31 protein-coding genes and 1 pseudogene are annotated in these 22,854 nt (G+C 52.6%); 10 read left to right on the forward strand and 22 right to left on the reverse strand.

Going from position 1 to position 22,854, the window contains the following annotated elements:
- Positions 1–86: 86 nt before the first annotated feature.
- Entirely contained in the window at positions 87–1,019 is a 933-nt protein-coding gene (locus ACXPUX_RS08455) for an IS3 family transposase (protein WP_458831202.1), read from the reverse strand.
- On the reverse strand, positions 989–1,267 hold the full coding sequence (locus tag ACXPUX_RS08460; protein ID WP_458827909.1) for a transposase: 279 nt from the start codon (positions 1,265–1,267) through the stop codon (positions 989–991). The genes ACXPUX_RS08455 and ACXPUX_RS08460 overlap by 31 nt, the downstream gene beginning before the upstream one ends.
- 163 nt (positions 1,268–1,430) lie before the next feature.
- On the opposite strand from ACXPUX_RS08460, the gene ACXPUX_RS08465 reads away from it, so the two are divergent.
- The 5 genes and pseudogenes from ACXPUX_RS08465 (at position 1,431) to ACXPUX_RS08485 (ending at position 3,809) form a co-directional block, all read left to right on the forward strand.
- The gene (locus ACXPUX_RS08465) at positions 1,431–1,664 is read left to right on the forward strand and encodes an NUMOD1 domain-containing DNA-binding protein (protein ID WP_458827910.1); all 234 of its coding nucleotides are present in this window, start codon (positions 1,431–1,433) and stop codon (positions 1,662–1,664) included.
- 12 nt (positions 1,665–1,676) lie between these two features.
- A pseudogene (istA, locus tag ACXPUX_RS08470) lies at positions 1,677–2,327 on the forward strand (IS21 family transposase); the annotation flags it as partial.
- Positions 2,301–2,840 carry a Mu transposase domain-containing protein gene (locus tag ACXPUX_RS08475; protein ID WP_458831204.1) on the forward strand — a complete coding sequence of 180 codons (540 nt, stop codon included), beginning with the start codon at positions 2,301–2,303 and terminating at the stop codon, positions 2,838–2,840. The pseudogene istA and the gene ACXPUX_RS08475, both read left to right, overlap by 27 nt.
- Complete coding sequence (istB, locus tag ACXPUX_RS08480) at positions 2,837–3,610, forward strand: IS21-like element helper ATPase IstB (protein ID WP_458827911.1); 774 nt, start codon at positions 2,837–2,839, stop codon at positions 3,608–3,610. The genes ACXPUX_RS08475 and istB overlap by 4 nt, the downstream gene beginning before the upstream one ends.
- Positions 3,603–3,809, forward strand: coding sequence for a hypothetical protein (locus tag ACXPUX_RS08485; RefSeq protein ID WP_458827912.1), 207 nt, complete (start codon positions 3,603–3,605; stop codon positions 3,807–3,809). Before istB ends, ACXPUX_RS08485 begins: the two co-directional genes overlap by 8 nt.
- 155 nt (positions 3,810–3,964) lie before the next feature.
- On the opposite strand, the gene ACXPUX_RS08490 is transcribed toward ACXPUX_RS08485, so the two are convergent.
- Entirely contained in the window at positions 3,965–4,174 is a 210-nt protein-coding gene (locus ACXPUX_RS08490) for a transposase (RefSeq protein ID WP_458827914.1), read from the reverse strand.
- A gap of 90 nt (positions 4,175–4,264) precedes the next feature.
- Between ACXPUX_RS08490 and ACXPUX_RS08495 the strand changes: the two genes are divergently transcribed.
- Positions 4,265–4,669 carry a hypothetical protein gene (locus tag ACXPUX_RS08495; protein ID WP_458827915.1) on the forward strand — a complete coding sequence of 135 codons (405 nt, stop codon included), beginning with the start codon at positions 4,265–4,267 and terminating at the stop codon, positions 4,667–4,669.
- Here ACXPUX_RS08495 and ACXPUX_RS08500 read toward each other — a convergent pair whose 3' ends face one another.
- The 6 genes from ACXPUX_RS08500 to ACXPUX_RS08525 form a co-directional block, all read right to left on the reverse strand.
- Entirely contained in the window at positions 4,670–4,933 is a 264-nt protein-coding gene (locus ACXPUX_RS08500) for an AbrB/MazE/SpoVT family DNA-binding domain-containing protein (protein ID WP_458827917.1), read from the reverse strand. It abuts the gene before it with no gap.
- A gap of 115 nt (positions 4,934–5,048) precedes the next feature.
- The gene (locus ACXPUX_RS08505) at positions 5,049–6,671 is read right to left on the reverse strand and encodes a recombinase family protein (protein ID WP_458827918.1); all 1,623 of its coding nucleotides are present in this window, start codon (positions 6,669–6,671) and stop codon (positions 5,049–5,051) included.
- Between the two features lie 99 nt (positions 6,672–6,770).
- The gene (locus ACXPUX_RS08510) at positions 6,771–6,965 is read right to left on the reverse strand and encodes a hypothetical protein (RefSeq protein ID WP_002334813.1); all 195 of its coding nucleotides are present in this window, start codon (positions 6,963–6,965) and stop codon (positions 6,771–6,773) included.
- 72 nt (positions 6,966–7,037) lie between these two features.
- On the reverse strand, positions 7,038–7,982 hold the full coding sequence (mobV, locus tag ACXPUX_RS08515; RefSeq protein WP_458827919.1) for a MobV family relaxase: 945 nt from the start codon (positions 7,980–7,982) through the stop codon (positions 7,038–7,040).
- Between the two features lie 183 nt (positions 7,983–8,165).
- Entirely contained in the window at positions 8,166–8,561 is a 396-nt protein-coding gene (locus ACXPUX_RS08520) for a replication initiator protein A (RefSeq protein WP_458827920.1), read from the reverse strand.
- Between the two features lie 111 nt (positions 8,562–8,672).
- Entirely contained in the window at positions 8,673–9,086 is a 414-nt protein-coding gene (locus tag ACXPUX_RS08525; protein ID WP_002588751.1) for a cysteine-rich VLP domain-containing protein, read from the reverse strand.
- A gap of 500 nt (positions 9,087–9,586) precedes the next feature.
- Here ACXPUX_RS08525 and ACXPUX_RS08530 point away from each other — a divergent pair, with 500 nt between their 5' ends.
- The 4 genes from ACXPUX_RS08530 to ACXPUX_RS08545 all read left to right on the forward strand — a co-directional run bounded on the left by ACXPUX_RS08530 (position 9,587) and on the right by ACXPUX_RS08545 (position 12,563).
- Positions 9,587–10,222, forward strand: a complete 636-nt coding sequence (locus ACXPUX_RS08530) for a hypothetical protein (RefSeq protein ID WP_458827921.1) — start codon at positions 9,587–9,589, stop codon at positions 10,220–10,222.
- Positions 10,223–10,246: 24 nt separating this feature from the next.
- Complete coding sequence (locus ACXPUX_RS08535) at positions 10,247–11,017, forward strand: nucleoside phosphorylase (RefSeq protein WP_052802846.1); 771 nt, start codon at positions 10,247–10,249, stop codon at positions 11,015–11,017.
- Between the two features lie 24 nt (positions 11,018–11,041).
- Positions 11,042–11,818 (forward strand): aminoglycoside nucleotidyltransferase ANT(9), encoded by a 777-nt coding sequence (gene ant(9), locus ACXPUX_RS08540; RefSeq protein ID WP_052084611.1) that lies wholly within the window; start codon positions 11,042–11,044, stop codon positions 11,816–11,818.
- A gap of 199 nt (positions 11,819–12,017) precedes the next feature.
- Complete coding sequence (locus ACXPUX_RS08545; protein ID WP_002578721.1) at positions 12,018–12,563, forward strand: AAA family ATPase; 546 nt, start codon at positions 12,018–12,020, stop codon at positions 12,561–12,563.
- A gap of 732 nt (positions 12,564–13,295) precedes the next feature.
- Here the strand turns inward: ACXPUX_RS08545 and ACXPUX_RS08550 are convergent.
- The 13 genes from ACXPUX_RS08550 to cobT form a co-directional block, all read right to left on the reverse strand.
- Positions 13,296–13,421, reverse strand: a complete 126-nt coding sequence (locus tag ACXPUX_RS08550; protein ID WP_458827923.1) for a helix-turn-helix transcriptional regulator — start codon at positions 13,419–13,421, stop codon at positions 13,296–13,298.
- The gene (locus tag ACXPUX_RS08555) at positions 13,408–14,499 is read right to left on the reverse strand and encodes an acyltransferase family protein (RefSeq protein ID WP_458827924.1); all 1,092 of its coding nucleotides are present in this window, start codon (positions 14,497–14,499) and stop codon (positions 13,408–13,410) included. The genes ACXPUX_RS08550 and ACXPUX_RS08555 overlap by 14 nt, the downstream gene beginning before the upstream one ends.
- A 137-nt stretch (positions 14,500–14,636) precedes the next feature.
- Positions 14,637–15,038 carry a transposase gene (locus ACXPUX_RS08560; RefSeq protein WP_458831206.1) on the reverse strand — a complete coding sequence of 134 codons (402 nt, stop codon included), beginning with the start codon at positions 15,036–15,038 and terminating at the stop codon, positions 14,637–14,639.
- Positions 14,998–15,408 (reverse strand): transposase, encoded by a 411-nt coding sequence (locus ACXPUX_RS08565; protein ID WP_458831208.1) that lies wholly within the window; start codon positions 15,406–15,408, stop codon positions 14,998–15,000. The genes ACXPUX_RS08560 and ACXPUX_RS08565 overlap by 41 nt, the downstream gene beginning before the upstream one ends.
- Before the next feature lie 40 nt (positions 15,409–15,448).
- On the reverse strand, positions 15,449–16,123 hold the full coding sequence (locus tag ACXPUX_RS08570; protein ID WP_458827925.1) for a precorrin-8X methylmutase: 675 nt from the start codon (positions 16,121–16,123) through the stop codon (positions 15,449–15,451).
- The gene (locus tag ACXPUX_RS08575; RefSeq protein WP_458827926.1) at positions 16,120–17,616 is read right to left on the reverse strand and encodes a cobyric acid synthase; all 1,497 of its coding nucleotides are present in this window, start codon (positions 17,614–17,616) and stop codon (positions 16,120–16,122) included. Before ACXPUX_RS08575 ends, ACXPUX_RS08570 begins: the two co-directional genes overlap by 4 nt.
- The gene (locus ACXPUX_RS08580) at positions 17,613–18,662 is read right to left on the reverse strand and encodes a pyridoxal phosphate-dependent aminotransferase (protein WP_458831210.1); all 1,050 of its coding nucleotides are present in this window, start codon (positions 18,660–18,662) and stop codon (positions 17,613–17,615) included. Before ACXPUX_RS08580 ends, ACXPUX_RS08575 begins: the two co-directional genes overlap by 4 nt.
- On the reverse strand, positions 18,662–19,612 hold the full coding sequence (gene cbiB, locus ACXPUX_RS08585; protein WP_458827927.1) for an adenosylcobinamide-phosphate synthase CbiB: 951 nt from the start codon (positions 19,610–19,612) through the stop codon (positions 18,662–18,664). Before cbiB ends, ACXPUX_RS08580 begins: the two co-directional genes overlap by 1 nt.
- Positions 19,609–20,208 carry a histidine phosphatase family protein gene (locus ACXPUX_RS08590; RefSeq protein ID WP_458827928.1) on the reverse strand — a complete coding sequence of 200 codons (600 nt, stop codon included), beginning with the start codon at positions 20,206–20,208 and terminating at the stop codon, positions 19,609–19,611. Before ACXPUX_RS08590 ends, cbiB begins: the two co-directional genes overlap by 4 nt.
- Positions 20,202–20,528: a bifunctional adenosylcobinamide kinase/adenosylcobinamide-phosphate guanylyltransferase gene (locus ACXPUX_RS08595; RefSeq protein ID WP_458827929.1), complete on the reverse strand. Its 327-nt coding sequence runs from the start codon at positions 20,526–20,528 to the stop codon at positions 20,202–20,204. Before ACXPUX_RS08595 ends, ACXPUX_RS08590 begins: the two co-directional genes overlap by 7 nt.
- Complete coding sequence (locus tag ACXPUX_RS08600) at positions 20,525–21,277, reverse strand: adenosylcobinamide-GDP ribazoletransferase (protein ID WP_458827930.1); 753 nt, start codon at positions 21,275–21,277, stop codon at positions 20,525–20,527. The genes ACXPUX_RS08595 and ACXPUX_RS08600 overlap by 4 nt, the downstream gene beginning before the upstream one ends.
- The gene (locus ACXPUX_RS08605) at positions 21,274–21,795 is read right to left on the reverse strand and encodes a bifunctional adenosylcobinamide kinase/adenosylcobinamide-phosphate guanylyltransferase (protein ID WP_458827931.1); all 522 of its coding nucleotides are present in this window, start codon (positions 21,793–21,795) and stop codon (positions 21,274–21,276) included. The genes ACXPUX_RS08600 and ACXPUX_RS08605 overlap by 4 nt, the downstream gene beginning before the upstream one ends.
- Positions 21,789–22,853, reverse strand: coding sequence for a nicotinate-nucleotide--dimethylbenzimidazole phosphoribosyltransferase (gene cobT, locus ACXPUX_RS08610; RefSeq protein ID WP_458827932.1), 1,065 nt, complete (start codon positions 22,851–22,853; stop codon positions 21,789–21,791). Before cobT ends, ACXPUX_RS08605 begins: the two co-directional genes overlap by 7 nt.
- Position 22,854 lies beyond the last annotated feature (1 nt).

Raw genomic sequence — 22,854 nt, forward strand, 5'->3', positions numbered from 1 at the left:
CTCTGTCAAGTAGACAATAAAAATAATATAAGATTTTATTCGCCGTTTCACCAAAGGAACGGCGAATTTTTTGTATAACCAGCCAGTTAAGCTACCCGATTCATGGCACTGACATGAGCCTGCATGGGAGTCTGGATGAACAGTCTGTGCTGGTAACGGCGGTTGTTGTAGTAGTCAATATAGTTTTCAATCGTGGAAATGAGCTGTTCTCGGTTTGTAAAAGTATGCCCATAATAGCACTCACGCTTCAGGATTCCCCAGAAGCCTTCCATCGGGCCGTTTTCAATGCAGCGGCCAACATGGGACATACTCTGTGTCATCCCGGCATCCAGCAGTTTCTTGTGGAAGGTTCTGCTGGTGTACTGGAATCCACGGTCGCTGTGGAACAGCGGGTGTGCATTCGGATTTTCCAGAACAGCTTTATCAAGCGTGTCAAAAACCAGCTTGTTGTCATTTCGGTCACGAATAACATAGCTGACGATTCTCCGGTCACACAAATCGAGAATCGCACTCAGATGGAGCTTGTGGATAATTGGACCTTCATACCACTTGAACTCCGTTACATCGGTCAGCCACTTTTCATTGGGATGCCCCGCCCAGAATTCCCGGTGCAGACGATTCTGTGCTGTTACCTGCGGGTCAGAAGCATTTCTGGTACAACCCTGTTTTCTGAGCTTCACGGTTGACTGGATATGGAGCACACGGCAGAGATTCAGAACACGTTTGTTGCTGGTTCGTATATCATAGTCCTTTTCCAGATCATCCCGGATGCGGCGGTGCCCTTTGTCTGGATGCTCTTTATAAATCTTTTGAATTGCCGTTGAAATCTTCTCGTTTTCGAGTTCATGGCTGCTTTTGGGATGCTTTAGCCATTTGTAATAAGATGAACGAGCAATATGTACCAGTGGGCAGAGGTCACGGACAGTATAGCCTTTTTCCTCATGCAGTTCCTTTACCGTCCGATAACGAAGCAGCAGTCTGGTCAGGCTCAGCGATTCCCACTCTCCAGCTCCTGTAATTTTTTTAGCACGTCGATCTCCATTTGTGACAGATAAAGCTGCCGCTTCAAAGTTGCTACTTCCAGCTTCAACCGTTCCTCTTCCGTCTGCGGCTTGTAATCTTTCTTGTGCCGTCCTCGCCGGTCTTTCAACCCCTCTTCTCCATCCTTCTTGTACTTCTGCACCCATGTGTAGATCTGCTGATAACCAACTTTGTACTTTTCAGAAATCTCGGTGTAGTTGTATCCGTTCTCGATGCACTCTTTCACAAATGCGATTCGTTCCTCGTAAGTTGTATCTCTTCTGTGAATGCTAATATATACTTGAGCCGCTTTCCAGTAAAATGACAGCGAATATTTGAGCCACCTAATGGCTTCCCGTATAATAGATGTAGACTACTATGCGGGAGGCGATAGAAAGGTGGTCACATCGGTGGATGTCTACAAATCAATCCGCGCGCTGCAACTTGAAGGAGTAACCAGTCAGCGTGCAGCAGCTAAAATTCTGGGAATTTCCAGAAACACAGTCAAGAAATATTGGATGGGCGACGCAGTTCCATGGGATCGGAAAGCCTACCAGCGAGAAGCCTCTGTCATAACGCCAGAAGTAAAGCAGTTCATTGAGCACTGCCTCGATACAGATGCTGCGGAGGGTGTAAAGAAGTAGCGTCACACAGCACGGCGGATTTACAACCGGCTCGTAGAAGAATTTGGTTACACGGGCAGCGAGTCTGCCATCCGAGCGGCAGTTCATGAAGCCAAGGCAGAGCGCAAGGAAAATGAAGTTTTTATTCCATTGAGGTTTGCTCCTGGTCAGGCACTCCAAATCGACTGGGGAGAAGCTACGGTAAAACTGGCCGGCAAGAAAGTAAAGGTAAATCTGTTTTGTGCGCGTATGAGTTATAGCTGCGCGCCCTATGTTATTGCTTACTGGCGGCAAAACTTGGAAAGCTTTCTCGATGCCATTATCCATACGCTTAATTATTTTGGCGGCGTTCCTCGATCCATGATTTTTGACAACGCTCGTGTGGCTGTAAAGAGTGGTTTTGGTGTCCATGCAGCAGCACAGGACGATTATTCCAAACTGGCCGCACACTACGGATTCCAGCCTGTATTTTGTAATCCGGCATCCGGAAATGAAAAGGGTCTTGTAGAGAATCTGGTAGGATATATCCGGCGCAATGTATGTGTGCCGCTGCCTCAAGTGGATTCTTTGGAAGATCTCAATACAAAGCTGTTAGAGCAATGCGCCAAATACATGAACCACAAAATCGACGGACGTTCTCAGAAAGTGGGACAGATGCTGGCCGAAGACCAGGCGCATCTCCACCCGCTTCCCAAATATGTTCTCGATATTTCAAAGAAAGCCTACCCGAAAGTCAATCGCTATTCAACGGTTCTCTTTGATACCAATTACTATTCTGTTCCTTGCAAATACAGGGGAAAAGGCACCACTGTAAAGGCCTATCCCAATAGAGTTGAGATTTGGATCAATGGCCTTCTGGTGGCCACCCATGACCGCTGCATGGGTCGAAAGCAAGAATCTCTGGATTTACGGCACTATTTGCCAATCTTAGAGAGGAAAGGGCGTGCAATTCGTTACGCTCGTCCGGTTTTGAATGCAGTGCCTGCTGAATTCCTGAATTGGATGGAAAAGCAGCATTTGAACTCCAAGCAGATGGTTGAATTGCTGGAGCAGTGTTTGACAGATGGCTACTTGGCTGTTATGCAACGTGATCTGCCGAACCCGGATACGTCGATTGCAAAAAACGATGTTCCGGTTTTGTCCGTTGATCTGAGCCAGTATGACAAGCTGTACGAGCGGAAAGGGGCGGCCTCATGATTGACGTAAAAGAAGAACAGATTCGACTTCTTGCAAAACAGCTGAAGATCCCCACTTTTGCTGAATACAAAAATGTTCTTAACAATTGCGCGCCGGATATGGATTTTAGTGATTTACTTCTGACGCTTATGGCATCTGAAACAGCGGCCAGACAGGAAAACCAAACCAGAAGAAGATTGAAAGCTGCCGGATTTCCTGTACAAAAATCACTGGACGATTTCGATACCAGCCAGCTGAATCCCTCTGTATCTCCGGTGTTCCTTAATGAACTTGCATCCTGCCAGTTCATTGAACAGAAGAAAAACATTGTTATGATTGGAAACCCGGGACGCGGAAAGACGCATATTGCAATTGCTCTTGGAATTAAAGCCTGCCTGCAAGGCTACCATGTTCTATTTAAAAATGCATCTACTCTCTCGACTGAACTTACTGAGGCACGAGATACATACCAGCTTGGCAAATTGGAACGGCAGCTGGCAAAAGCTGATCTTCTGATTTTAGACGAGCTCAGTTATTTGAGTTTTAACCGTTACGAATCCGATTTGCTATTCAAGGTCATTTCTGACCGCAGTGAGCAGTCCAGCACTATTGTGACAACCAATCTTCCTTTTGCAAGATGGACCGAATTATTCGAGAACACAACAATGGTTTCGGCTCTGGTGGATCGATTGACATACAAATCTGCCGTGCTGGATATGAATGGTCCGTCTTACAGACTGCTTAGTTCTCAGAGTAAAGTTGACACTGACAAGGAGAATGAAAATGACTAACATGCAGCCCAATTTTACAGTTGAGGAAGAAAACAAAGCCCTGATTAGCTTCCTTCGTGCTGATTACGATGACGCTCTTGAGCAGATTCGAGTCCTAAAAAGCGATGTAAACGAACTGATTGATATTTTGCGCAAGCATTCCATTGAGGTTCCGGTTCACATTCAGGAACGGATTCAACTGGACACTCCACTTGAATAAAGACATATCCACCAGGGCTATTTACTGGCCCTGGTATTAACAGACGAGCAGTGGCTCAAATATTCGATGTCACAAATGCTACAAATGGCTCAAGTATTCGTTAGCAAAAGTGGCTCAAATATTGGCTGTCACGTGGCTCAAATATTCATTGACATTCACACTCTTCCTTTGGTCATACGGCTGCCTCCTGTGTAACATTTCAGTTCCGTATGACTATTATACAACTTTATCCAGTCTTGAAGTCGCTTTTTGTTCCCGATTTTGTACTTTTTACAGATAGCCCGAAGCGAACCTGCACCGCTCAGATAATCTGCTACTGCCTGATATTTCAATTCTGCTGGATAGCTTTTATTCTTCCTTGACATGAAAATACCCCCAAAGTATTCAGAGTTTTGTTTTTACTCTGTCTACTCTAGGGGTAGCATATCAAACGGCTGGTGGTTTATTTTTCACGAATGGGCTATGTGAAAAAACAGGCGATGGAAGAAGCGGATCGGACAGGTGTCGCTCTCTATGAAATTCGCTCTACGGAGCACACAGAGGGAACACTGGGCTTTTGGTGGTGCGGACGCTATGAAATGCACCGCTGGGCGATGCCTATTGCTCCCTTGAGCATCGACTTGACGCAGTATGACCATGTGACGATCTGTTCCCCCATTTGGGTCTTTGCACTGGCTGCTCCTGTACGCAGCTTCTGCCAACAGGCCTCCGGGAAAATCAAGGAAGTGGACTACCTTCTGGTACATCACCAGAACAGCCGCTATAAGAATACGGCGCAGGAGATGGATGCACTGCTGGGGATAAATCATACTCAGCTTCGCAGTATTCGATGCAGGGAGGGCGTTTTCCGCAGGGTTTGATCATTCGCCAGATTCCATGTGCCGCATACGTTCCATCAGACGCAGATGTTCCAGAAAACTTTTCTCCTTGAGGATGGCGATGCCTTGTTCCTCGTCCCCAAGAATCAGCAGATTATCCCCCGGTTGTATGTCAAATATCTTCCGTGCATTTGCGGGGATGACGATCTGTCCTTTATCTCCCACTTTTACCATGCCGAAAACGTGTTTTCCTTTGGGCGGCACTTCCAGCCCTAAGTTTTCCCGGTCGCATTTCTCGTAGTTCACGAGGTCATCCATGGAAACACCGAAAATATCTGCCAACCGCTTGCACCGTTCAATATCCGGCAGAGATTCACCCGTTTCCCTTAGTTAAAGATATTGTTGGGTATCTCAAGATGTGTCATTCGATTTTGCCGATAAAGCGGTAGAAGATTTCCACTTCCTGTTCCCGGCTTCCGTCCTCACTTTTGACCGCTTCATGGACAAGGATTTTTTCAATCAGCGTATTCAGAAGTTCAGCCGTCAATTCTGTGGGATTGACATACTGTTTCATCAGACCTATCCACTTTTCAGCGTCAACCGCTGTCTGGGCGGCGGTCTCCATCGCTTCGTGAAGCCGTTCAATTTTTACGTCCAATTCTCGCTGTTCGCCCTGATACTTTTCGGACAGCATATTGAAATTGTATTCTGTAATGCGTCCGGCAGACCAGTCCTCATACATTTTTGCAAACAGGGTGTCTACTTCTGCTTTGCGCTTTTCCGCCTTTTTCAGTTCGGCTGTCTGCCGCTTCCTTGCAGTATTGCGTTCCTTGTCGCTGGCGTTAAGTAGCCGTTTCAGAAGTTTGTCCCCATCCTGCTGTGCCAGCACAGACCAGTATTGCAGACGGGAAAGGACATAGGCGTAAAGCACATCATAGCGGATATAGTGCATGGAACACTGGTGCAATCCTTGCCCGTACTTGCTACAATGGTAGTGGGCATAGGGATTTTTGTTCTGGCTGTTCATACCATAGGCCAGCGACCAGCCGCAGTCCGCACATTTTACCAGCCCGGAAAATATCTGTGTTGTGCTGTTCTTCTGCCGTCTGCGCCTGTTGCAAATCTGCTCCTGTACTTGACGGAACACATCTTCGGAAATAATCGCTTCGTGGGTGTTCTCCACACGATACCATTCCTCTTTTGGCTTGCGTACTTTCTTCTTGTTTTTGAATGAAATGTTGGTCTGCTTATTGTGGACGCTGTGTCCGATATAGGTTTCCTCTTTCAGAATACTTTTCACCTGCGCTATCGTCCACGCATAGGCTTTTTCCTCCGGCGCTCCGGCATAGATATTTGCGAAAGTGCCGTATCTCTGGAAATTCAGCCAGCCGGGAGTAGGTACTTTTTCTTCGACCAAAATCCGTGTAATGCTGGCGGCTCCCCGGCCATGAACGGCAAGGTCAAAAATCTTTTCGATAATCCACCTTGTTTCCGGGTCAATCAGAAGATGGCCTTTCTTATCTGGGTCTTTGACATAGCCAAGCGGAGCATAGGCTCCATAGTGTGCGCCATTTGCGAACCGTGTCCGCATGGCCGCCTTTACCTTTTTGCTGGTCTGGCGGGCGTGCATTTCATTCAGAATGTTGAGGAATGGGGCAAGCTCATTCTCTCCGTTGATGGTGTCCACATTGTCATTGACAGCGATATAGCGGACGCCTTTGCTGGGAAAGTAGATTTCCGTGTACTGGCCGGTCAGAATGTAGTTTCTGCCTAAGCGGGATAAATCCTTCGTAACAACGCAGTTGATTTTCCCGTCCTCAATGTCATCAATCATTCTCTGAAAATCCGGCCTGTCAAAGTTCGTTCCAGACCATCCATCGTCGATATATTCATCTATGACATTCAGGCCATGCTCGGCGGCATATTGCCGGAGCATCATGCGTTGTGTCTGAATACTCCCGCTTTCTCCTTGCAGTTCATCGTCCCGGCTCAATCTCATATAAAGCGCCGTGTTGTAAATCGTAGTATTGTAAGGTTGTTTCACCGTAAAAATCCTCCTTCTAAAGAAACAACCCACGCTTACAATACTTTTGCTCTATGGCAATTATATCATAAGCGTGGGCGTGTTATCAATGATGGGCTATCAGGTTGAAGCGGCTTTTTCTGCGGTATGCCGCACCACATCTACAATCAGATCACCGAGGGGCTTCCCGCCTGCGGCGAAGTGTTCGGAGATTTTTATACGGTTGTTCCCACATACAAAATACTGCGTGCCGTTCTCTGCTTGTATAACCTGCCCTGTTCGGGGTGTAAAAATATCGCTTTCACTTTTTGCCATCCAGTGTCCTCCATATTCAGTTTTCAAGGTACAATGCCGCACAGAGGCGGCGAAAATTTCTGCTTATATCTATCACCTTTCCTTTACCGTGTGCCGCTGCTGACGTTTCAGTTCCGCCAGTATATCCGGCGGGATACGGTCAACCAGCCACTGTAAATTGTCCAGTTCGCTTTTCAGCTTTGCCCGTTCCATCGTATCTTTCATCTTTCCTTTTTCGCTGGCCTTTGCCCTTGCTTCCAACTTCTCATTCTCCGCCAGCAGGTCATTGATTGTGACCTTGTACTTTTTCAACTGCCCGGAGAAATTCTCCATCTGCGGGAACCACTTTTTCAGCATGGAGAGGGCTTCCTCTTTTTTCTTTCCGGCGTTCAGCGGGTTAATGCCGTCCAGTGTGGCTTCAATGGCTCTTGCCTGCCGGGAGAGGGAAACCGCCTGTTTGAAAAGCCGGGTGGGGATATGCTTCCGGCCTGTCCTGCTGGCGCTCTCCCCACGCTCCAAGTCAGGATATTTCTCCACCATATAGGCGTGAAAATCGTCCTGCCACTTCGTCAGGTTTGCCCGGTTGCCGATAATCTCCTTTGCACACAGGCGGTTGTCCTTTGTCAGCGGAACAAAGGTCAAATGCAGGTGGGGCGTTTTCTCGTCCATGTGTACCACCGCCGACACGATATTTTCCCGTCCTACCCGGCCAATGAGGAAGTCCGCCGCCCTCTGGAAAAACGCCTGTATCTCCTTTGGGGATTTCCCCTTGAAAAACTCCGGGCTGGCAGTTACCAGCGTATCGACAAACCGTGTGCTGTCCTTGCGGGTTCGGCACCCGGCCTGTTCAATGCGGTTTTGAATGAAATGATAGTACCTGCCCTCTGGCTTGACGATATGAAAGTTGTACTTGCTCCGGCTTGTGTCAATGTCGGGGTTGCCGGCGTATTGTTCTTTCTGTCTTTCGTGATGGGCTTCCAGCGGCCTTGCCGGGTTGCCCTTGTGCTTCTCAAACCGCAAAATTGCGTGTTGTGCCATTCTGCTCCTTTCCCCATTCCTTTCCTATCCGGGGTTTTCCACAGGGAAAATCCCGCAGAAATTAGCTCGGATAGGATTGGAATGGATAGAATATAAATAAATCTTTTTAATCTTTGTATTTCTATATACCGTCCGGTTTTCGTACTTCCGGGGAGTGATTTCCTCACTTCATAAGTACGGTTTTCAGCCCTCCGGCGTACCAGAACCGGATTTCTTGAAGTCGGTGTTTGGAACCGCTTCATAGGATTTTGGGAAAATGCGGTTGGGTTTTCCACAGCCCTGCTTCTGGATCTCTATCAGCCCGGCGTATTGCAGTTCCCGCAGGGTATTCACCGCCTTTTGCCGCCCACAGCGGAGCAGGTCAACCACCTCGCAAATGGGATAATACAGATAAATCCGCCCATACTCGTCCGCCCACCCATTTTCCCGGGATAACTCCGTCCGGCGCAGGATAAAGGCATACAGCAGCTTTGTCTCATTGGACAGGGGCTTGAATGTAGGTGCTTCAAAGAGGAAATTGGGGAGCCGGGTGAAGCTGAACGCCTTTTCCGGCTGATGGATATAGATGGTATTTGTCATAGTGCGTTTTGTGGACGGTTAGAAGCCCGTTTTCCGGGGCGGGCGATACTTTATACCACCAGCCCCGGTTTGGGGCTTGCGAAGCCTGATAAATCAAGGCTTTTTTCGCTCCTAACTGTCCACAGCAGACCTCCTTTTCCGTTCACTTTCTGTTTTCTGCCGCCTGTGAACTCTGGCGGCACAGCCGGGGCAGTATTTTGCCCGGTTGGATTTGGGGACGAACACACCGCCGCAGACCTCACAGCGTTTCAAGTCCTTATCCCGGAAAATCTCCGCTTCCAGCGTCCCGTCCAGCGGCAAGACCGCCCAGCGGAACCACTTACAGCAGACCGAGAAAGAAATCGTCTGCGGACAGGTGCAGGTGTCCCCATCGTCAAGGACAATGCAGTTGCCGTCCTCACAGCAACAGCACTCCCGGCGTATCAGGCTGGCCGCCTGTTTTCTCTGCGCCGGGGTCATGCGGTAAAGGGAACCGTCCGGCCTGCGTTCCAGCGGCGGCAAGTCTTTATAGGGGTTATCTCTCATGCGTTCCCTCCATTTTGCTTTCCGTTGCCGTTCTCCCCGAAAAGGTTTCCTGCCCCATTCCTGCGGCGTGTTCCGGCGTTGGCACGCTCCTCGCAACTTCGGGACATTTTGTCCCGAAGTCCGACTCCTTGCGGTGCTTCCCCAGCCGGGGTATTCCTTTTCGGACGGTCATTCTGTTTTCAAGGTGCCGTCCATCGATGAACTACCCTAAGTCTACACGAAAAAAATGCAATTCCCGGAATATTGCGAGAATTGCATTTTGATGAAGTTTACACTTTGGATATTGCATTTTTGCAATCATTCTGTATAATGGAAGTATGCGGAGGAGGTGCGTATCTATGGCTTTACCCGGAACGCCCGGACAGCGGATTTCCGATTTATGCAACGGGAACCACATCACACAAAAGGAACTTGCGGAGAAGATAGGGGTTTCCGCTTCCCAGTAGAGCCGCATTGTCAGCGGCGAAACGAGAACGGTCAGCAGTGATATTCTCATAGGCGTGGCAAAGGAATTTAAGGTATCGACAGACTACATACTGGGCTTATCCACCGTGAGCGTCCGTAAAAGCTACGATATTTCTGAATTAGGCTTGTCCGAGGGAGCCGTGAGGGGGCTCGTGACGGGTGCTGTTGATGTGCAAATCCTCAACCGCCTGTTGGAACACAGGAATTTTCCTAAGCTGATAGATTTGATACGGATTTATTTTCAGGACACAGCGGCAAAAGGCATAACAGCAAGAAACCAGCTTATCGAGATAGCAACGGCTTCCCTGTCCGACCTGATGAAAGAACACCCGGAACACCGGGCGGAAGCAAAGCAGGATTTACAGCTTTTGAACGCCCAGAAGATGGGGGAACATGAGGCGGAGATTGAGAAAATCAAAAATGTGTTCCTTGCTATCCTGCGGGATATTAAGAAAGCCATTGACAACGGGGAACAGCCGGGAGAAGCTGTGACCGCCGCGATGTTCCAAGCCATGCGGGACGCATTGGCGGAACAGAAGCAAAACCCGCTTTCCATTGACGATGTAGCGGCGATGGTTGCCGGACAGATCGGACAGCTTACGCCGATGGATGAAGAAACTGCCGACCTGTTCAAGCAGTTGGCAAAAAAGATGATGAAAGGAATAGAATAATAGCCTGTTATTCGAGATAATAATATGCCATTAGTAAAGCATGACTACCCTGTTTTAGAGTACGATACCGCATCAAAAGCTGTTTTTCAGCCGGGAAATGGGAAAAAATGTTTTCCTGCAAAAGCAGTGTTTGCTTTTTTAGGAGACGAGGTTGAAAATTATGCACATACCCATGATGGAATACAGATAGATGAATTTGAAAGTGCAACAAGACGATATCCTATTTATGAATGTCTTTATAATCAGGAGAAAATATGTCTATGTCCGGCTCCTGTGGGAAGTGCTGCTGCCGTCCAAGTTTTAGAATATTTAATTGCAGCGGGTGTAACAAAGATTATTTCCGTCGGCTCCTGCGGCGTATTGGAAGACATCCCGGAAAATAGATTTTTGATACCTGTTTCTGCATTGAGAGATGAGGGAACATCTTACCATTATCTTCCTCCCTCCCGAGAAGTAGAGATTTCAAAGGCTGGTATAAATGCGATTGAATCTGCTTTAAGCCAAAAGAATATACCATATTGGGAAGTTAAAACATGGACAACAGACGGTTTTTATCGAGAAACAGTAGAAATGGTTCAGTATCGGAAAGAAGAGGGATGTCAAGTAGTAGAAATGGAATGTTCCGCATTGGCGGCGTGTGCAAAATTTAGAAAAGTTACATGGGCTATGCTGCTTTTTTCAGCCGATACTCTTGCAGACCCTCATAAATACCAAGAAAGAGAATGGGGAAAAACAAGTATATCCATAGCCTTAGAATTAGCCTTAGACGCTGTTTTATCAGTTGTTGAGGAGTAAAAATAAATACATATAGGAGTTACAATGAATATAAATGAATTTCCACAACAAGTAAATCAAGTTATTTCAATAGCAGAAACCATATTACAAGGTCAAATATTGGGGATATATTTATATGGTTCAGCAACAATGAATGGGCTGCGTCCAGATAGTGATATAGATATACTGATAATTACTAAACAAGAATTGAGTAATTCAATCAGAGCAGATCTAACAAAGCAATTATTGAAAATTTCTGGCTCCGTAGGCTGTATTGAAAAAAGACCTTTAGAGGTAACTATTATCAATCAATCTGATATTGTTCCGTTGCAATTTCCGCCAAAATGTCAGTATATGTATGGTGAATGGCTAAGGGGAGAGATGGAAGCAGGAGAATATCCGCAAGCCTGCAATGACCCAGATATAATGATTTTATTATGGCAAGCAAGAAAAAATAGCATAACTTTGAAGGGGGCGGAAAGCAAAGAGCTTATTCCCGCTATCCCATTTCACGAAATTAAAAAAGCAATTCGGTTTTCTTTACCTGGTTTGATTTCCAGCTTTAAGGGTGATGAAAGAAATGTGTTATTAACCTTATCACGAATGTGGTTTACTTTAGTAACAGAAGAAATCACGACAAAAGATGTTGCCGCAAAATGGGTAATTTTAAAATTGCCGGAGAGATTCTCCCCCCTGCTAACAACGGCAAAGGAAGCTTATTTGGGAAATTTGTCTGATGAATGGGAGACAGTAGAAAAGGAAGCGATGGCACTTGTAGAATATATGAAAAAACAAATTGAGGAATTACTTAGAACAGAGTAGCAAAGTTAGCGGGGCCAATCAACGGTCAAGATGAACGGCGCATAAATGCGCCGCCGTTGACAGTCCCGCCCGTCTTTGCTGATGGGCAATCAAGGCGGGAAAGCCCTAAAATGGCTTCCCGCCCATTTCAATCTTGAGAGAAGAAACGCTCCAAAACCAGAAAGAGAGCGGTAAATCTGAATTGCGAGGGAGAATGTAGATGAATCAAGGAAGAATTATTGTGATTACAGGTTCGCCGGGAACAGGAAAGACAACAACTGCGTCGATTGTCGCAAAAGAATCGAACATGGATAAATCTGTGCATATGCACACAGACGACTTTTTTCATTATTTAAGCAAAGGAGCAATACCGCCGCATTTACCAGAGTCCAACGAACAAAATTTAGTTGTCATTGAAGCCTTTTTAGAAGCTGCAAAGCGCTATGCCCGCGGCGGATATGATGTAATTGTAGATGGAATTGTCGGGCCGTGGTTTTTAGAACCATGGAGAGCCCTTGTTCGAGAAGATTATGAAGTACACTATATTGTTTTAAGAGCCAGTAAAGAAGAAACTATGAAACGAGCTGTGGAACGCTCAAAATTAGACAGAAAAACAAATGTTGAATTAGTAGAAACAATGTGGGAGCAATTTTGTAATTTGGGGATATATGAATCGAATGTTATAGAAACGACAACCTATTCTATCCAAGAGGCTGTTTTTGCAGTAAAAGAAAAAATTTCAAGTGGAGCCGCATTGCTATCTTAAACGATTTCTAAAAATCGAAATTTCATTTATCAGAGAAATAGCAAAGGCAGCCAAGCCAGTCAACGGTCAAAATGAACGGCGCATTTCATGCGCCGCCGTTGACAGTCCCGCCCGTCTTTGCAGATGGGCAATCAAGGAGGGAAAGCCCTAAAATGGCTTCCCGCCCATTTCATTATGAGAAAAGAAACGCTCCAAAATCAGAACGAGAGCGGCCAAGCACTTTGAGGGATTGGCCGCCTTGTCCACCCATTCAGCGGGACGGCGGGTGGCGGTCAAGGCCGAGTGTAAACCCGTTCATTTCAGCCTTGACGGTTGCCCGCTGTCCTGTTACTTTTCCGGGAGTGTAGCCACAACTTCGGGACACTTTGTCCACAAGTCGGAGCGTAGGACGAGGGACGGGGGCTTTCATATACGCCCAGTCTGCTGTTGAAACCAGACCTGTGCTTACGGCTCTACGCCACGCAAGCACAGCCCTGTTTTCCTGCCGCTTCAAATGCCCTTGCCCTCCCCGGCGGCAACGGCATTTTCACGGCAACGCCGACAGAGCGTATAACACACTACACTTTGCTTCGCAAAGTCGTGTGCCAAATGGGGGCGTTGCCCCCTTTGGAAACCCCCACAAGAAAAGGCGGTACGCTACCCCTCCACGGGGCGCATACCGCCTTTTCTTGTTATCCAGCCCTCCGGCTGTATCGGTTGAGCAAAAGTCAGCGTGGGAATGGTGTGGTATCTTTATCTAAGTGATACCCCTGTTTCGTACTTGGATAAGGTCTGGCGTGTCACGCCGATTTTTTCCGCCAGTTCGTCCTGTGAAAAGCCGTGGAGCTTCCGCAGGGAAATCAGATTATCTTGAAACATGGTTTTTCTCCTTTTTGATTCCAAGGACGCACCAGCGCAGAATCGGGATCCGGCTGATGAGTTCATCCAGCAGGAATGCGCCCACAAAGGCTCCGGTGCCCACCAGCAGATAGACCAGCACTTCCGGCGTGTTAGGGGCGTGTTCGTGCAGTTCATACGAGATCACAGCAATGGGAAGATAATGAAAAATGTACAACCCCCATGACTTCTTCGCCATCCAGCGTGTGAATGCGGTTGAGATATCGGCATATTTTTTCATCGTTGTAAGGATTCCAAGAATGGCAAACCAGCAGTAAACGCAGGCATGGATGTTGTTCAGAACCGGTGCAATGGCGTAATTTTCACCAAAATAGCGCACGGTGTACGAGATGCCAAGCACAGCCGAGACTGCGTCAAGCATCCACCACCACTTGCACAGCCATTCCATTACTTCCTCGTGGGAAAACAGAAAATAGCCTGCAAAGAAGCAGAATCCATAAATACCAAACCGATAAACGGTGACGACCTGGGTGTTCAGCACCTGTGCCGAACCATAAACAACAATCGTCAACATCAGAATGCTCCAGACCGGTGCTTTGGAACAGAAGTTCCAGACCCGGTCTTTTTCAATTTTCCGAACCACAAGCAAAAGCATGGAGAACAGCCAGAGCATCTGGATGTACCACAGAGGTCCTACACCGGACAGCACGGTGATCAGATATACTATAGGCATCGGAAGGTCCGCAATGTTCAGTCCGCCGCCAATTTTCAGGTTGTAGATACCAAGAAGCCACTGGAACACGAACAAGCCAATCGTGGACGGAACCAGCAGCTTGCGGGTTTTATCTTTCACAAATTGTTTTGCGATATGGCTTTGCAGATAGTACCGTGCACTCATACCCGACACGACAAACAGCAATGCCATGAACCAAGGGTAAACCAGATATTGAAAGCAATCCTGTAACTGATGCTCCCGGAAGGGGCCAATCACACCAAAAGGCTGTACGCCATTGTACATATAGACCACATGGTAGATCACCACCAAAACCACCGTCATCCAGCGAATATTATCCAGATACAGCTTTCTTGCAGGGGTCATGATATTCCCACCTTTGCAATGATTTTTAACACAGTATAGCACAAAGTCTTTTTCTTTGCGACCAACTTTCCTTGGCAAAAGCATTCGGTTCATGTTAAGATTCGTTGCAGTTCGTCTAAGAACCCGTACCAATAAGTTCAAAACCGAGCAATAAGAGTTCGTAGAGCGGCGATCATGCACATAGCCTGAGCTGATACAACTGTAATCTCATAGTCTTTGGAAAGGCGTCTGGAATAGTTGATCCATGCCAGGGTACGTTCTACGATCCATCTCTTCGGAAGGATCGTCCACTCGGGCTTGATTCTCGCAGAAATGTCAACCTCCAGCCCCAGAGTCTCTTTGACATCCTTCTCAAAAGTCTTGCGGTAACCGGCATCTGCGCAAAAGCGCCGGATGGAGGGATATTTCTCGACCGCCCGTTTTGCAGCAAGAATCCCGGCTTTCGTATCATGAATATTGGCAGCATGTACTACGACAGCGAGCAGGTTGCCCATTGTATCAACTACAATGTGTCTTTTTCGTCCTTTCGTTTTTTCCACCGTCAATTCCACGCTCCTGAGCCGGACCAGTTGTTTTTACACTTTGGGAATCAATGATTCCATAAGTCGGCTGCGCTTTCTTGTCTGCCTGTTCCCTTGTCTGGGCAACCAGTGCTGCCAGGAGCTTCTCCCATAGCCCGCTTTTGACAGCTGCATGATAAAAGTTGGACACCGTGGTATACGGCGGAAAGTCGTGGGGAAGATTACGCCATTTACAGCCATTCTCTACAAGGTATAAGACTGCATCCACAAGTTCCCGTTTTTCCCACTTGCTTTTATGCCCTGCAGGGGGAAAGAGAGGGGCAATCATAGCCCACTGGCTGTCCGCCAAATCGCTGGCGTAATGCTTTCTTTCGTTTTTGATAATCATAGCCACATTATACCACATTTTTGATTATTGGTACAGCTTCTTATTTCCATCCCCGGTCGGTGGGGTCCAGCATCCCGGCGGCGGAATACACCAGCGCGTTGCAGATGGCAGCGGCAACGTTGCTGCCGCCCTTGCGCCCCATGGCAACGATGGCGGGCACACCGTGGGCAGCGCAGACGGCAAACAGCCGCTCCTTGCTCTCCACCACGTTCACAAAGCCCACCGGTACGCCAATGACCAGCGCAGGGCGCAGCCCGGCGGCTTCAATCAGGTCGGCAATGGTCAATAAGGCCGTAGGGGCGTTGCCCACCGCAAGAATGGCACCGGGGTGCTCGGCGGCGGCTCTTTGCATGGAGGCTACCGCCCGGGTGGTGCCGTTGGCCTTTGCCAGTGCGGCCACCTCCGGGTCGGCCATGTAGCACAGCGCCATGCCGCCCAGCCGCGCAAGGCCCGGCTTTGTAATGCCGGAAAGCGCCATGTTGGTGTCGGTAACGATGGGTGCGGCGGCTTGCAGCGCCGCCACGCCCGCCGCCACCGCGCCGGGGGTGAAGCGCAGGTTGCGGGCGTAGTCGAAATCTGCGGTGGTGTGGATGACCCGCTTGACCACAGCGGCAGTCTCCGGCGGCGGGGTCAGACCCAGTGTGTCCAGCTCCGCGGTGATGATGGAAAGGCTCGTCCGCTCAATGTCGGCGGGCAGATGGTGCTGCGGGGTCATAGGGCGTTCCCCCTTTCCAGTCCCATGGCGGCGTACAGGGCGTCCATGTCCAGCGCCCGGCGCACGCCGTCGGCCAGCAGGTCAAACTGCTGCTGCCGGTACTCCTGCATGGAGAGCAGCGGCGCCTCGGCAGGGGAGATGCCCTTGCGGCTGCACAGCAGCTGCACCAGCTTTTCGGTCAGTTCTCCGGTGTCGAACAGCCCGTGCAGATAAGTGCCCGCCACGTTGCCCTGCACGCAGCCCTCGGCGCTGCCGTCCGCAAGGCGGCAGAAGGGTACGCCCTGCACAGCAGTACGCCCGGTATGGATCTGGTAGCCGGTCAGCGCTGCCCCCATCAGCTGCGGCGCGGTGACGGTGGCGGTATCCTGCGTGCGGTGCTTTGCATCCGTGAACACGGTCCGGGTGGGCAGAAGCCCCAGCCCGCGCACAGTTTGGCTGCGTCCGCTCTCGGTGCCCTCCGGGTCGGCAAGGGTCTCGCCCAGCATCTGGTAGCCGCCGCACACACCCAGCACCGGCGTGCCGGAGGCTGCCAGTTTCTGCACCGCAGCTTCCAGCCCGCACTGCCGCAGCCAGAGCAGGTCGTCTATGGTGTTTTTAGTGCCCGGCAGAATGACCACATCCGGTGCGCCCAGCTGCCGGGGGCTTTGCACATACCGCACGCTCAGCAGCGGGTGCTGTTCCAGTGGCATAAAATCCGTAAAATTGGAGATATGCGGCAGCCGCAGAATGGCAGCATCCAGCGGCTTAACGGCGCTGCTGCTTTCCAGCCGGGAGGAGAGGGAGTCCTCGTCCTCGATATCCACCCGCAGGTAGGGCACAACGCCCAGCACCGGCAGATGGGTCTTTTCTTCCAGCATGGTAAGGCCGGGCTTCAGGATGGCGGCATCGCCCCGGAACTTGTTGATGACCAGCCCTTTGATGCGTGCCCGCTCGGCGGGCTCCAGCAGCTCTACCGTGCCGTATAGCTGCGCAAACACGCCGCCCCGGTCGATATCACCCGCCAGCAGCACCGGTGCATCCACCAGCTTTGCCAGCCCCATGTTGACGATATCGTCCGCCTTTAAGTTGATCTCTGCCGGGCTGCCCGCGCCCTCAATGACGATGATGTCCACCTCTTCGGCAAGGCTGTCGTAGGCGGCTAAAATGTCCGGGATGAGGCTTTTTTTCAGTTTGAAGTAGGCGGCTGCGGGCATCTGTCCGCGCACCTCGCCGTTTACGATGACCTGACTGCCCACATCGCTGCTGGGTTTGAGCAGAATGGGGTTCATGCGCACATCCGGCTCCATGCCGGCGGCCTGTGCCTGCACCACCTGTGCGCGGCCCATTTCCAGCCCGTCCCGGGTGACAAAGCTGTTCAGCGCCATGTTCTGGCTTTTAAAGGGGGCTACCCGGTAGCCGTCCTGCGCAAAAATACGGCACAGCGCGGTGCACAGCAGACTTTTGCCCGCACCGCTCATCGTGCCCTGTACCATAATGCATTTTGCCCGGCTCATGCAAGCACCTCCTGTAAGGCTTTTAACAGCTGCTGGTTTTCCGGCGCGGTGCGCACGGCGGTGCGGTACCAGCTGCTGTCTAACCCGGGGTAATTGCCGCAGCTGCGCAGCACGATGCCGCGCTGCCGCAGGCTGTCGCCCAGTGTTTCTGATGCCTGAAACAGCAGATAATTCGCGCTGCCATCCAGCACCCGCAGCCCCAGTGCGCGCAAGCCGTCCCGCAAAATGGGACGCTGCTGTGTAATCAATTCTTGCACCCGTGCCACATAGGCAGTCTCATCCAGTGCCGCCAGCCCTGCCGCCTGTGCAAGGCTGGAGACTGCCCACGGCTGCCCGGCGGCCTGCATCTTATCCAGCAGGGCGGTGTTGCTGCACAGGCAGTAGCCCAGCCGCACCCCGGCCATGCCGTACAGCTTTGTAAAGGCTTTCAGGATGATGAGGTTCGGGCTTGCCAGAAGCTTTTTGGCAGACAGCGCTTCGCTTTCCGGCAGAAAGTCCAGAAAGCAATCGTCCACCACCAGCAGCGCACCGCAAGCCTCGCACCGGTGCAGCAGGGCTTCCACCAGCGGCAGCGGGGTCAGCTGCCCGGTAGGGTTATTGGGCTGGCAGAGGAATACCATGTCGGCGTCCTCGTCCACAGCGGAAATAAACGCTTCGGTCACTGCAAAATCTTCGTCCTCGCGCAGAAAATGCCGCCGGATGGTGCAGCTGGCCGTTTCCAGCGCGGCGGCATACTCCGCAAAGGTAGGGGCGGGCAGCAGGGCGGTGCGGGGCTTTGCCGCCCACACCAGCCGGAAGACAAGGTCTGCCGCGCCGTTGCCGCAAAGAATCTGCTCTGCGGGCATCTTCTCGTGCACTGCCAGCTTTGCCCGCAGGGCGCGGCAGAGGGGGTCAGGGTAGCGGTCTGCGGTGGTAAGCGCAGCAGTGATGGCCTTTGCCACCCCTTCCGGCAGTCCCAGCGGGCTCACGTTTGCGGAAAGATCCAGCGCGTCCTGTCCGTACTGCGCCCGGTAACCTGCCCAGTCGCCGCCATGTACCAACTGCATCATAAAATACCTCGTATCACCAGCCCAAGCGCCAGCGCCAGCAGGCTTTCGGCGTACATCATGCGGTCCGCGCGGCGGATATCCTCCGGCTCAATGGGACGCACGGAATCGCCGATGGTGGGCTTGGGATAGTATTCACCAAAATAATAGGCAGGCCCGGCCAGCTGCACGTTCAGTGCACCGGCGCAGGCGCTCTCGGTCTGGGCGCTGTTGGGGCTGGCATGGTTGCGCCTGTCCCGCCGCCAGATACGCCACGCACTGCGGGCATCGTTGCCGGTCAGGGCGGCAGCAGCCACCCACAGCAAAGCGGCAATGCGGCTGGGCAGGTAGTTGGCAACATCGTCCAGCTTTGCCGCCGCACGGCCAAAATAAAGATACTGCGTGTTTTTGTAGCCCACCATGCTGTCCATGGTGTTGATGGCTTTATAAGTAAGCGCCAGCGGTGCACCGCCCAGCAGCATATAGAAAAGCGGTGCAATCACGCCGTCGCTGGCGTTTTCGGCAACCGTTTCCACAGCGGCCTTGGTCACGCCCTCAGCGGTCAGCGCCTCGGTATCCCGTCCCACGATGCGGCTCACGGCAATGCGGGCGGCGGGTAGGTCGGGCTTTGTCAGCTCCCGGTAGACGTTCATGCTCTCCTGCACCAGCCCCTTTGCCGCCAGTGCCTGTCCGCACCAGAACATCTGCACCGCCAGCCCCAGCAGCGGGTGCAGGGCAGCGGCACCCATACAGACAAGGCTTGTAAGCACAAAGGTGCCCACCGGTAGGCAAAAAGCTAAAATGCGCCCGCCCCAAAGCTCACCCTCCGGCGTTTTGGGCAGGCGGGCACGCAGCCTTTTTTCCAGCGCGGAGATGGCCTTGCCCATGTACACTACCGGGTGCGGCAGCCACGCGGGGTCGCCGAAAATGGCGTCCAGCACAAAACCGCCCAGTACCGCGTAGCCGATCATGCCTGCGCCTCCGTTGTGTACTGTACGGTCTTTACCAGATGCAGCACCCGTTTTGCCGCCCAGTCCCGGGCATCCAGCACAAAGCCGCCCGCGTTGGGGGCACACCATTCGTAATAATCCCTGTGGGGCAGGGCATAGCGTTCCATGGCAGCCATCTGGGTGCCGCCGTGGGCTAAAATGACCAGCATCTCCTCGCCGTCCGCAAGGGCTTTATCCACCAGTGCAGAAAAGGCCGCGCAGATACGCTCGCAAAACGCGGCTTTGGTCTCGCCGTCCGGGCAGGGACTTTCGCAATTGGCGGCTACCCATGCAAGATAGTCCGGGTCGTGCTCCATCTCGATATAATTTCTCCCCTCAAAGCTGCCAAAGCACATCTCCTTCAGCCCGTCTATTTCTATAAGCTTTGCGCCCGGGAACAGCACCTCGGCGGTCTGCCGGGTGCGGCAAAGAGGAGTAATGTATACGGTCTTGGGGGAAATGTCTGCCCGGCACAGCATAGCGCGCCCGGCGGCAGAAAGGGGGATATCCCGCTGCCCCTGATAGCGCTTTTCGGCGTTGTATTCGGTCAGTCCGTGACGTAATAAATAGATCAGCATTCCGGCAATTCTCCTTTCAAAACGGTGGGGATGCCGCAGAACATCTGCACCACGCACGCAGCGCGCGCGGCCAGCATACAGGCCAGCCGCCCGGCGTTTTCCCGCGCGGCACGCTCTACGGGGTCTATGGGTACCACACCGCCGCCCACCTCAGTGGACAGAACGATATCATAAGCGGATAATTTGTCCGCAAGTTTCTCAAGTTCGGCGCTGTCTTTGCACCCGGCGGCAAGCTGCTGCACATCCGCAATGCAGCGGCCGGGCAGGGTGCGGGCAAAGGTGCGCTTGCCGCTGTAAAACGGCCCAGTGATCAAGATCATATCAGCCCTCCCCACTGGCAGGCGCACAGCGCCGCCAGCATCCACAGCTCAGTCTTTTGCAAAAACCACCCGGCTAAATCGCCGGTAATGCCGCCCAGCTGCTGTACGGCTACATGGTGATACCACAAAAACAGAAAAATTGCAACTGCTGCCAGCGCCCCGCCGCCTAAAACCAGCAGCGCACCGCAAAGCAGCGCTGCCAGCACTGCCAGCACATTGCGCACGGCGGTGCGGTCGGCGGCAGTTGCAAAAGTGTGGGCAAGGCCGGTGTTTTTGGCCATGGGAAAGGCTGCCACCGCAAGGCCGGAAAGTGCCCGCTCCAGCACCAGCGCCAGCGTCCACAGCGCGCCCACCAGGGGGGTGAACTGCACGCAGGCGGCAAGGCAGAGATAAGCCGCAAAATAGCTGCACAGCCGGATGACCGCAAAGGCACCGCAGTGCGGATCCTTTAAAATTTCCAGCTTCTTTTCCCGGTCGCCGTAGCTGGCAAGGGCGTCGCAGGTGTCGGCATAGCCGTCCAGATGGATGCCGCCGGTCACCCAAACCGGCACAAGGCAGAACCCTGCCGTCTGCGCCGGGGCGGGCAGGGGCAGCACCCCGCACACGCACCACAGCGCCCCGCATAAAAGCCCTACCAGCGGGAAGGCGCACAGCGCATATCGCATATTCTTTTCGTTCCACCCAAACTGCGGCACCGGCACCGCCGAAAACATGGCAAAGGCCACCGCAATGGTCTGCAAAACGATCATTTTTCCACTCCTTTATAATAGACAGGAATGCCGCACACCACCCGCACCACGGCGTCTGCCCGGGCGGCAAGGGCGTTGTTCACCCGCGCCAGCGCCAGCAGATAGCGGTCTGTATCCCCGGCATAGTCCGCGCCGCCGCTGAACACCTCGTTGGAAACAACGATCAAATTTTCACACTGCGCGGCAAGGGCATCCAGCCCCTGCAAAATGTGCGCGGCGGCGGCATCGCCCGCACCGGCGGGGTCGTACAGCTCGTTGGCGGTCAGGTTGCCTAAGTCCTCCAGCAGTGCCGTCCCCTTGCGGGGCAGACGCACTGTCTCTAAATGCAGCGGACATTCGATGGTCTCAAACTGCTTCGCAGCGCGCATTTTGCGGTGCTTTTCCACCCGGGCGGCGCACTCGGCATCCCATACCTGCATGGTGGCCAGATAGTACCGCGGCAAAGCGCTGCGCAGCACAAGGGCTTCGGCATATTCGCTTTTTCCGCTGGCAGCGCCGCCCAGCACCAGCGTCAGCATTGGGGCGTATACGGCGCAATGCCGCCCTCCGCAAAGGAATAGCACCCCTCATACACCGCCAGCGCCATGTCCCACAGCGGGATGCTGGCCACTGCGCCGGTGCCCTCGCCCAGATGCAGCCCGGCGGTGAGCAGGGGCGTTTTGCCTAATGCTTCCAGTACCAGCCGGGCGGCAGGCTCGGTGGAACAGTGGCTGGCAAACACAGCCTTGGATGCTGCCGGGCACAGCCGCACGGCGCACAGCGCTGCCACCCCGCTGATGAAACCGTCCATCAGCACGGGTACACCCGCCAGTGCCCCGCCCAAAAACATCCCGCACAGCCCGGCGATATCAAAGCCGCCCAGCTTGCTCAGTACGTCCAAGGCGTCATCGGGGTCGGGGGCATTGCAGGCGATGCCCCGCCGGATGGCCTCCACCTTGCGGGCAAGCCCTGCATCGGAAAGCCCCGCACCACGCCCGGTCATGGTCTGCACCGGCTGTGCCAGCAGCACGGCAGCCACGGCGCTGGAGGTGGTGGTGTTGCCAATGCCCATTTCGCCGGTAGCCACCAGCCCGTAACCCTCGGCGGCAAGCTGCCGGGTCAGGGCGATGCCCCGGCCAATGGCCTCCACTGCCTCGGCGCGTGTCATGGCGGGGCCTTTGGCGAAGTCCGCAGTTCCGGCGGCAATGCGGCAGTCCCGCACGCCGGACACCGGCGCACCGGCGATGCCCATATCCACCGGCAGCACATCGCAGTGCGCCGCCTGCGCCATCCGGCATACGCTGGTGCGCCGCGCGGCAAGGTTTTCGGCTACGGTGCGGGTCACGCTCTGGTCGGTCTGGCTTACGCCCTGCGCCACCACGCCATTGTCCGCGCAGAGCACCGCCACCGCCCGGCGGGAAAAATCAAACTGCGCCGTGCCGGTAAGCGCGGCGGCATCCTCCAGCAGGGTCTCCAGCGCACCCAGCCCGCCCAAGGGCTTGGCAAGGCTTGCCCAGTGGGCATGGGCGGCGGCGCGGGCGGCTTCGTCCGGCGGGGTGATGGCAGCAAGCAGCTGCATCAGTTTAGCTTCGGTCATT

Source organism: Faecalibacterium sp. PGM34 (genome assembly GCF_054456555.1).

What these genes read in the sequence shown, in the direction of transcription:
- istB (WP_458827911.1), top strand. Translation starts at nt 2,837, where the DNA reads ATGATTGACGTAAAAGAAGAACAGATTCGACTTCTTGCAAAACAGCTG.
- ACXPUX_RS08485 (WP_458827912.1), top strand. Translation starts at nt 3,603, where the DNA reads ATGACTAACATGCAGCCCAATTTTACAGTTGAGGAAGAAAACAAAGCC.
- ACXPUX_RS08490 (WP_458827914.1), bottom strand. Translation starts at nt 4,174, where the DNA reads ATGTCAAGGAAGAATAAAAGCTATCCAGCAGAATTGAAATATCAGGCA.
- ACXPUX_RS08495 (WP_458827915.1), top strand. Translation starts at nt 4,265, where the DNA reads ATGGGCTATGTGAAAAAACAGGCGATGGAAGAAGCGGATCGGACAGGT.
- ACXPUX_RS08510 (WP_002334813.1), bottom strand. Translation starts at nt 6,965, where the DNA reads ATGGCAAAAAGTGAAAGCGATATTTTTACACCCCGAACAGGGCAGGTT.
- mobV (WP_458827919.1), bottom strand. Translation starts at nt 7,982, where the DNA reads ATGGCACAACACGCAATTTTGCGGTTTGAGAAGCACAAGGGCAACCCG.
- ACXPUX_RS08520 (WP_458827920.1), bottom strand. Translation starts at nt 8,561, where the DNA reads ATGACAAATACCATCTATATCCATCAGCCGGAAAAGGCGTTCAGCTTC.
- ACXPUX_RS08525 (WP_002588751.1), bottom strand. Translation starts at nt 9,086, where the DNA reads ATGAGAGATAACCCCTATAAAGACTTGCCGCCGCTGGAACGCAGGCCG.
- ACXPUX_RS08535 (WP_052802846.1), top strand. Translation starts at nt 10,247, where the DNA reads ATGCCATTAGTAAAGCATGACTACCCTGTTTTAGAGTACGATACCGCA.
- ACXPUX_RS08545 (WP_002578721.1), top strand. Translation starts at nt 12,018, where the DNA reads ATGAATCAAGGAAGAATTATTGTGATTACAGGTTCGCCGGGAACAGGA.
- ACXPUX_RS08550 (WP_458827923.1), bottom strand. Translation starts at nt 13,421, where the DNA reads ATGTTTCAAGATAATCTGATTTCCCTGCGGAAGCTCCACGGCTTTTCA.
- ACXPUX_RS08555 (WP_458827924.1), bottom strand. Translation starts at nt 14,499, where the DNA reads ATGACCCCTGCAAGAAAGCTGTATCTGGATAATATTCGCTGGATGACG.
- ACXPUX_RS08565 (WP_458831208.1), bottom strand. Translation starts at nt 15,408, where the DNA reads ATGATTATCAAAAACGAAAGAAAGCATTACGCCAGCGATTTGGCGGAC.
- ACXPUX_RS08570 (WP_458827925.1), bottom strand. Translation starts at nt 16,123, where the DNA reads ATGACCCCGCAGCACCATCTGCCCGCCGACATTGAGCGGACGAGCCTT.
- ACXPUX_RS08575 (WP_458827926.1), bottom strand. Translation starts at nt 17,616, where the DNA reads ATGAGCCGGGCAAAATGCATTATGGTACAGGGCACGATGAGCGGTGCG.
- ACXPUX_RS08580 (WP_458831210.1), bottom strand. Translation starts at nt 18,662, where the DNA reads ATGCAGTTGGTACATGGCGGCGACTGGGCAGGTTACCGGGCGCAGTAC.
- cbiB (WP_458827927.1), bottom strand. Translation starts at nt 19,612, where the DNA reads ATGATCGGCTACGCGGTACTGGGCGGTTTTGTGCTGGACGCCATTTTC.
- ACXPUX_RS08590 (WP_458827928.1), bottom strand. Translation starts at nt 20,208, where the DNA reads ATGCTGATCTATTTATTACGTCACGGACTGACCGAATACAACGCCGAA.
- ACXPUX_RS08595 (WP_458827929.1), bottom strand. Translation starts at nt 20,528, where the DNA reads ATGATCTTGATCACTGGGCCGTTTTACAGCGGCAAGCGCACCTTTGCC.
- ACXPUX_RS08600 (WP_458827930.1), bottom strand. Translation starts at nt 21,277, where the DNA reads ATGATCGTTTTGCAGACCATTGCGGTGGCCTTTGCCATGTTTTCGGCG.
- ACXPUX_RS08605 (WP_458827931.1), bottom strand. Translation starts at nt 21,795, where the DNA reads ATGCTGACGCTGGTGCTGGGCGGCGCTGCCAGCGGAAAAAGCGAATAT.
- cobT (WP_458827932.1), bottom strand. Translation starts at nt 22,853, where the DNA reads ATGACCGAAGCTAAACTGATGCAGCTGCTTGCTGCCATCACCCCGCCG.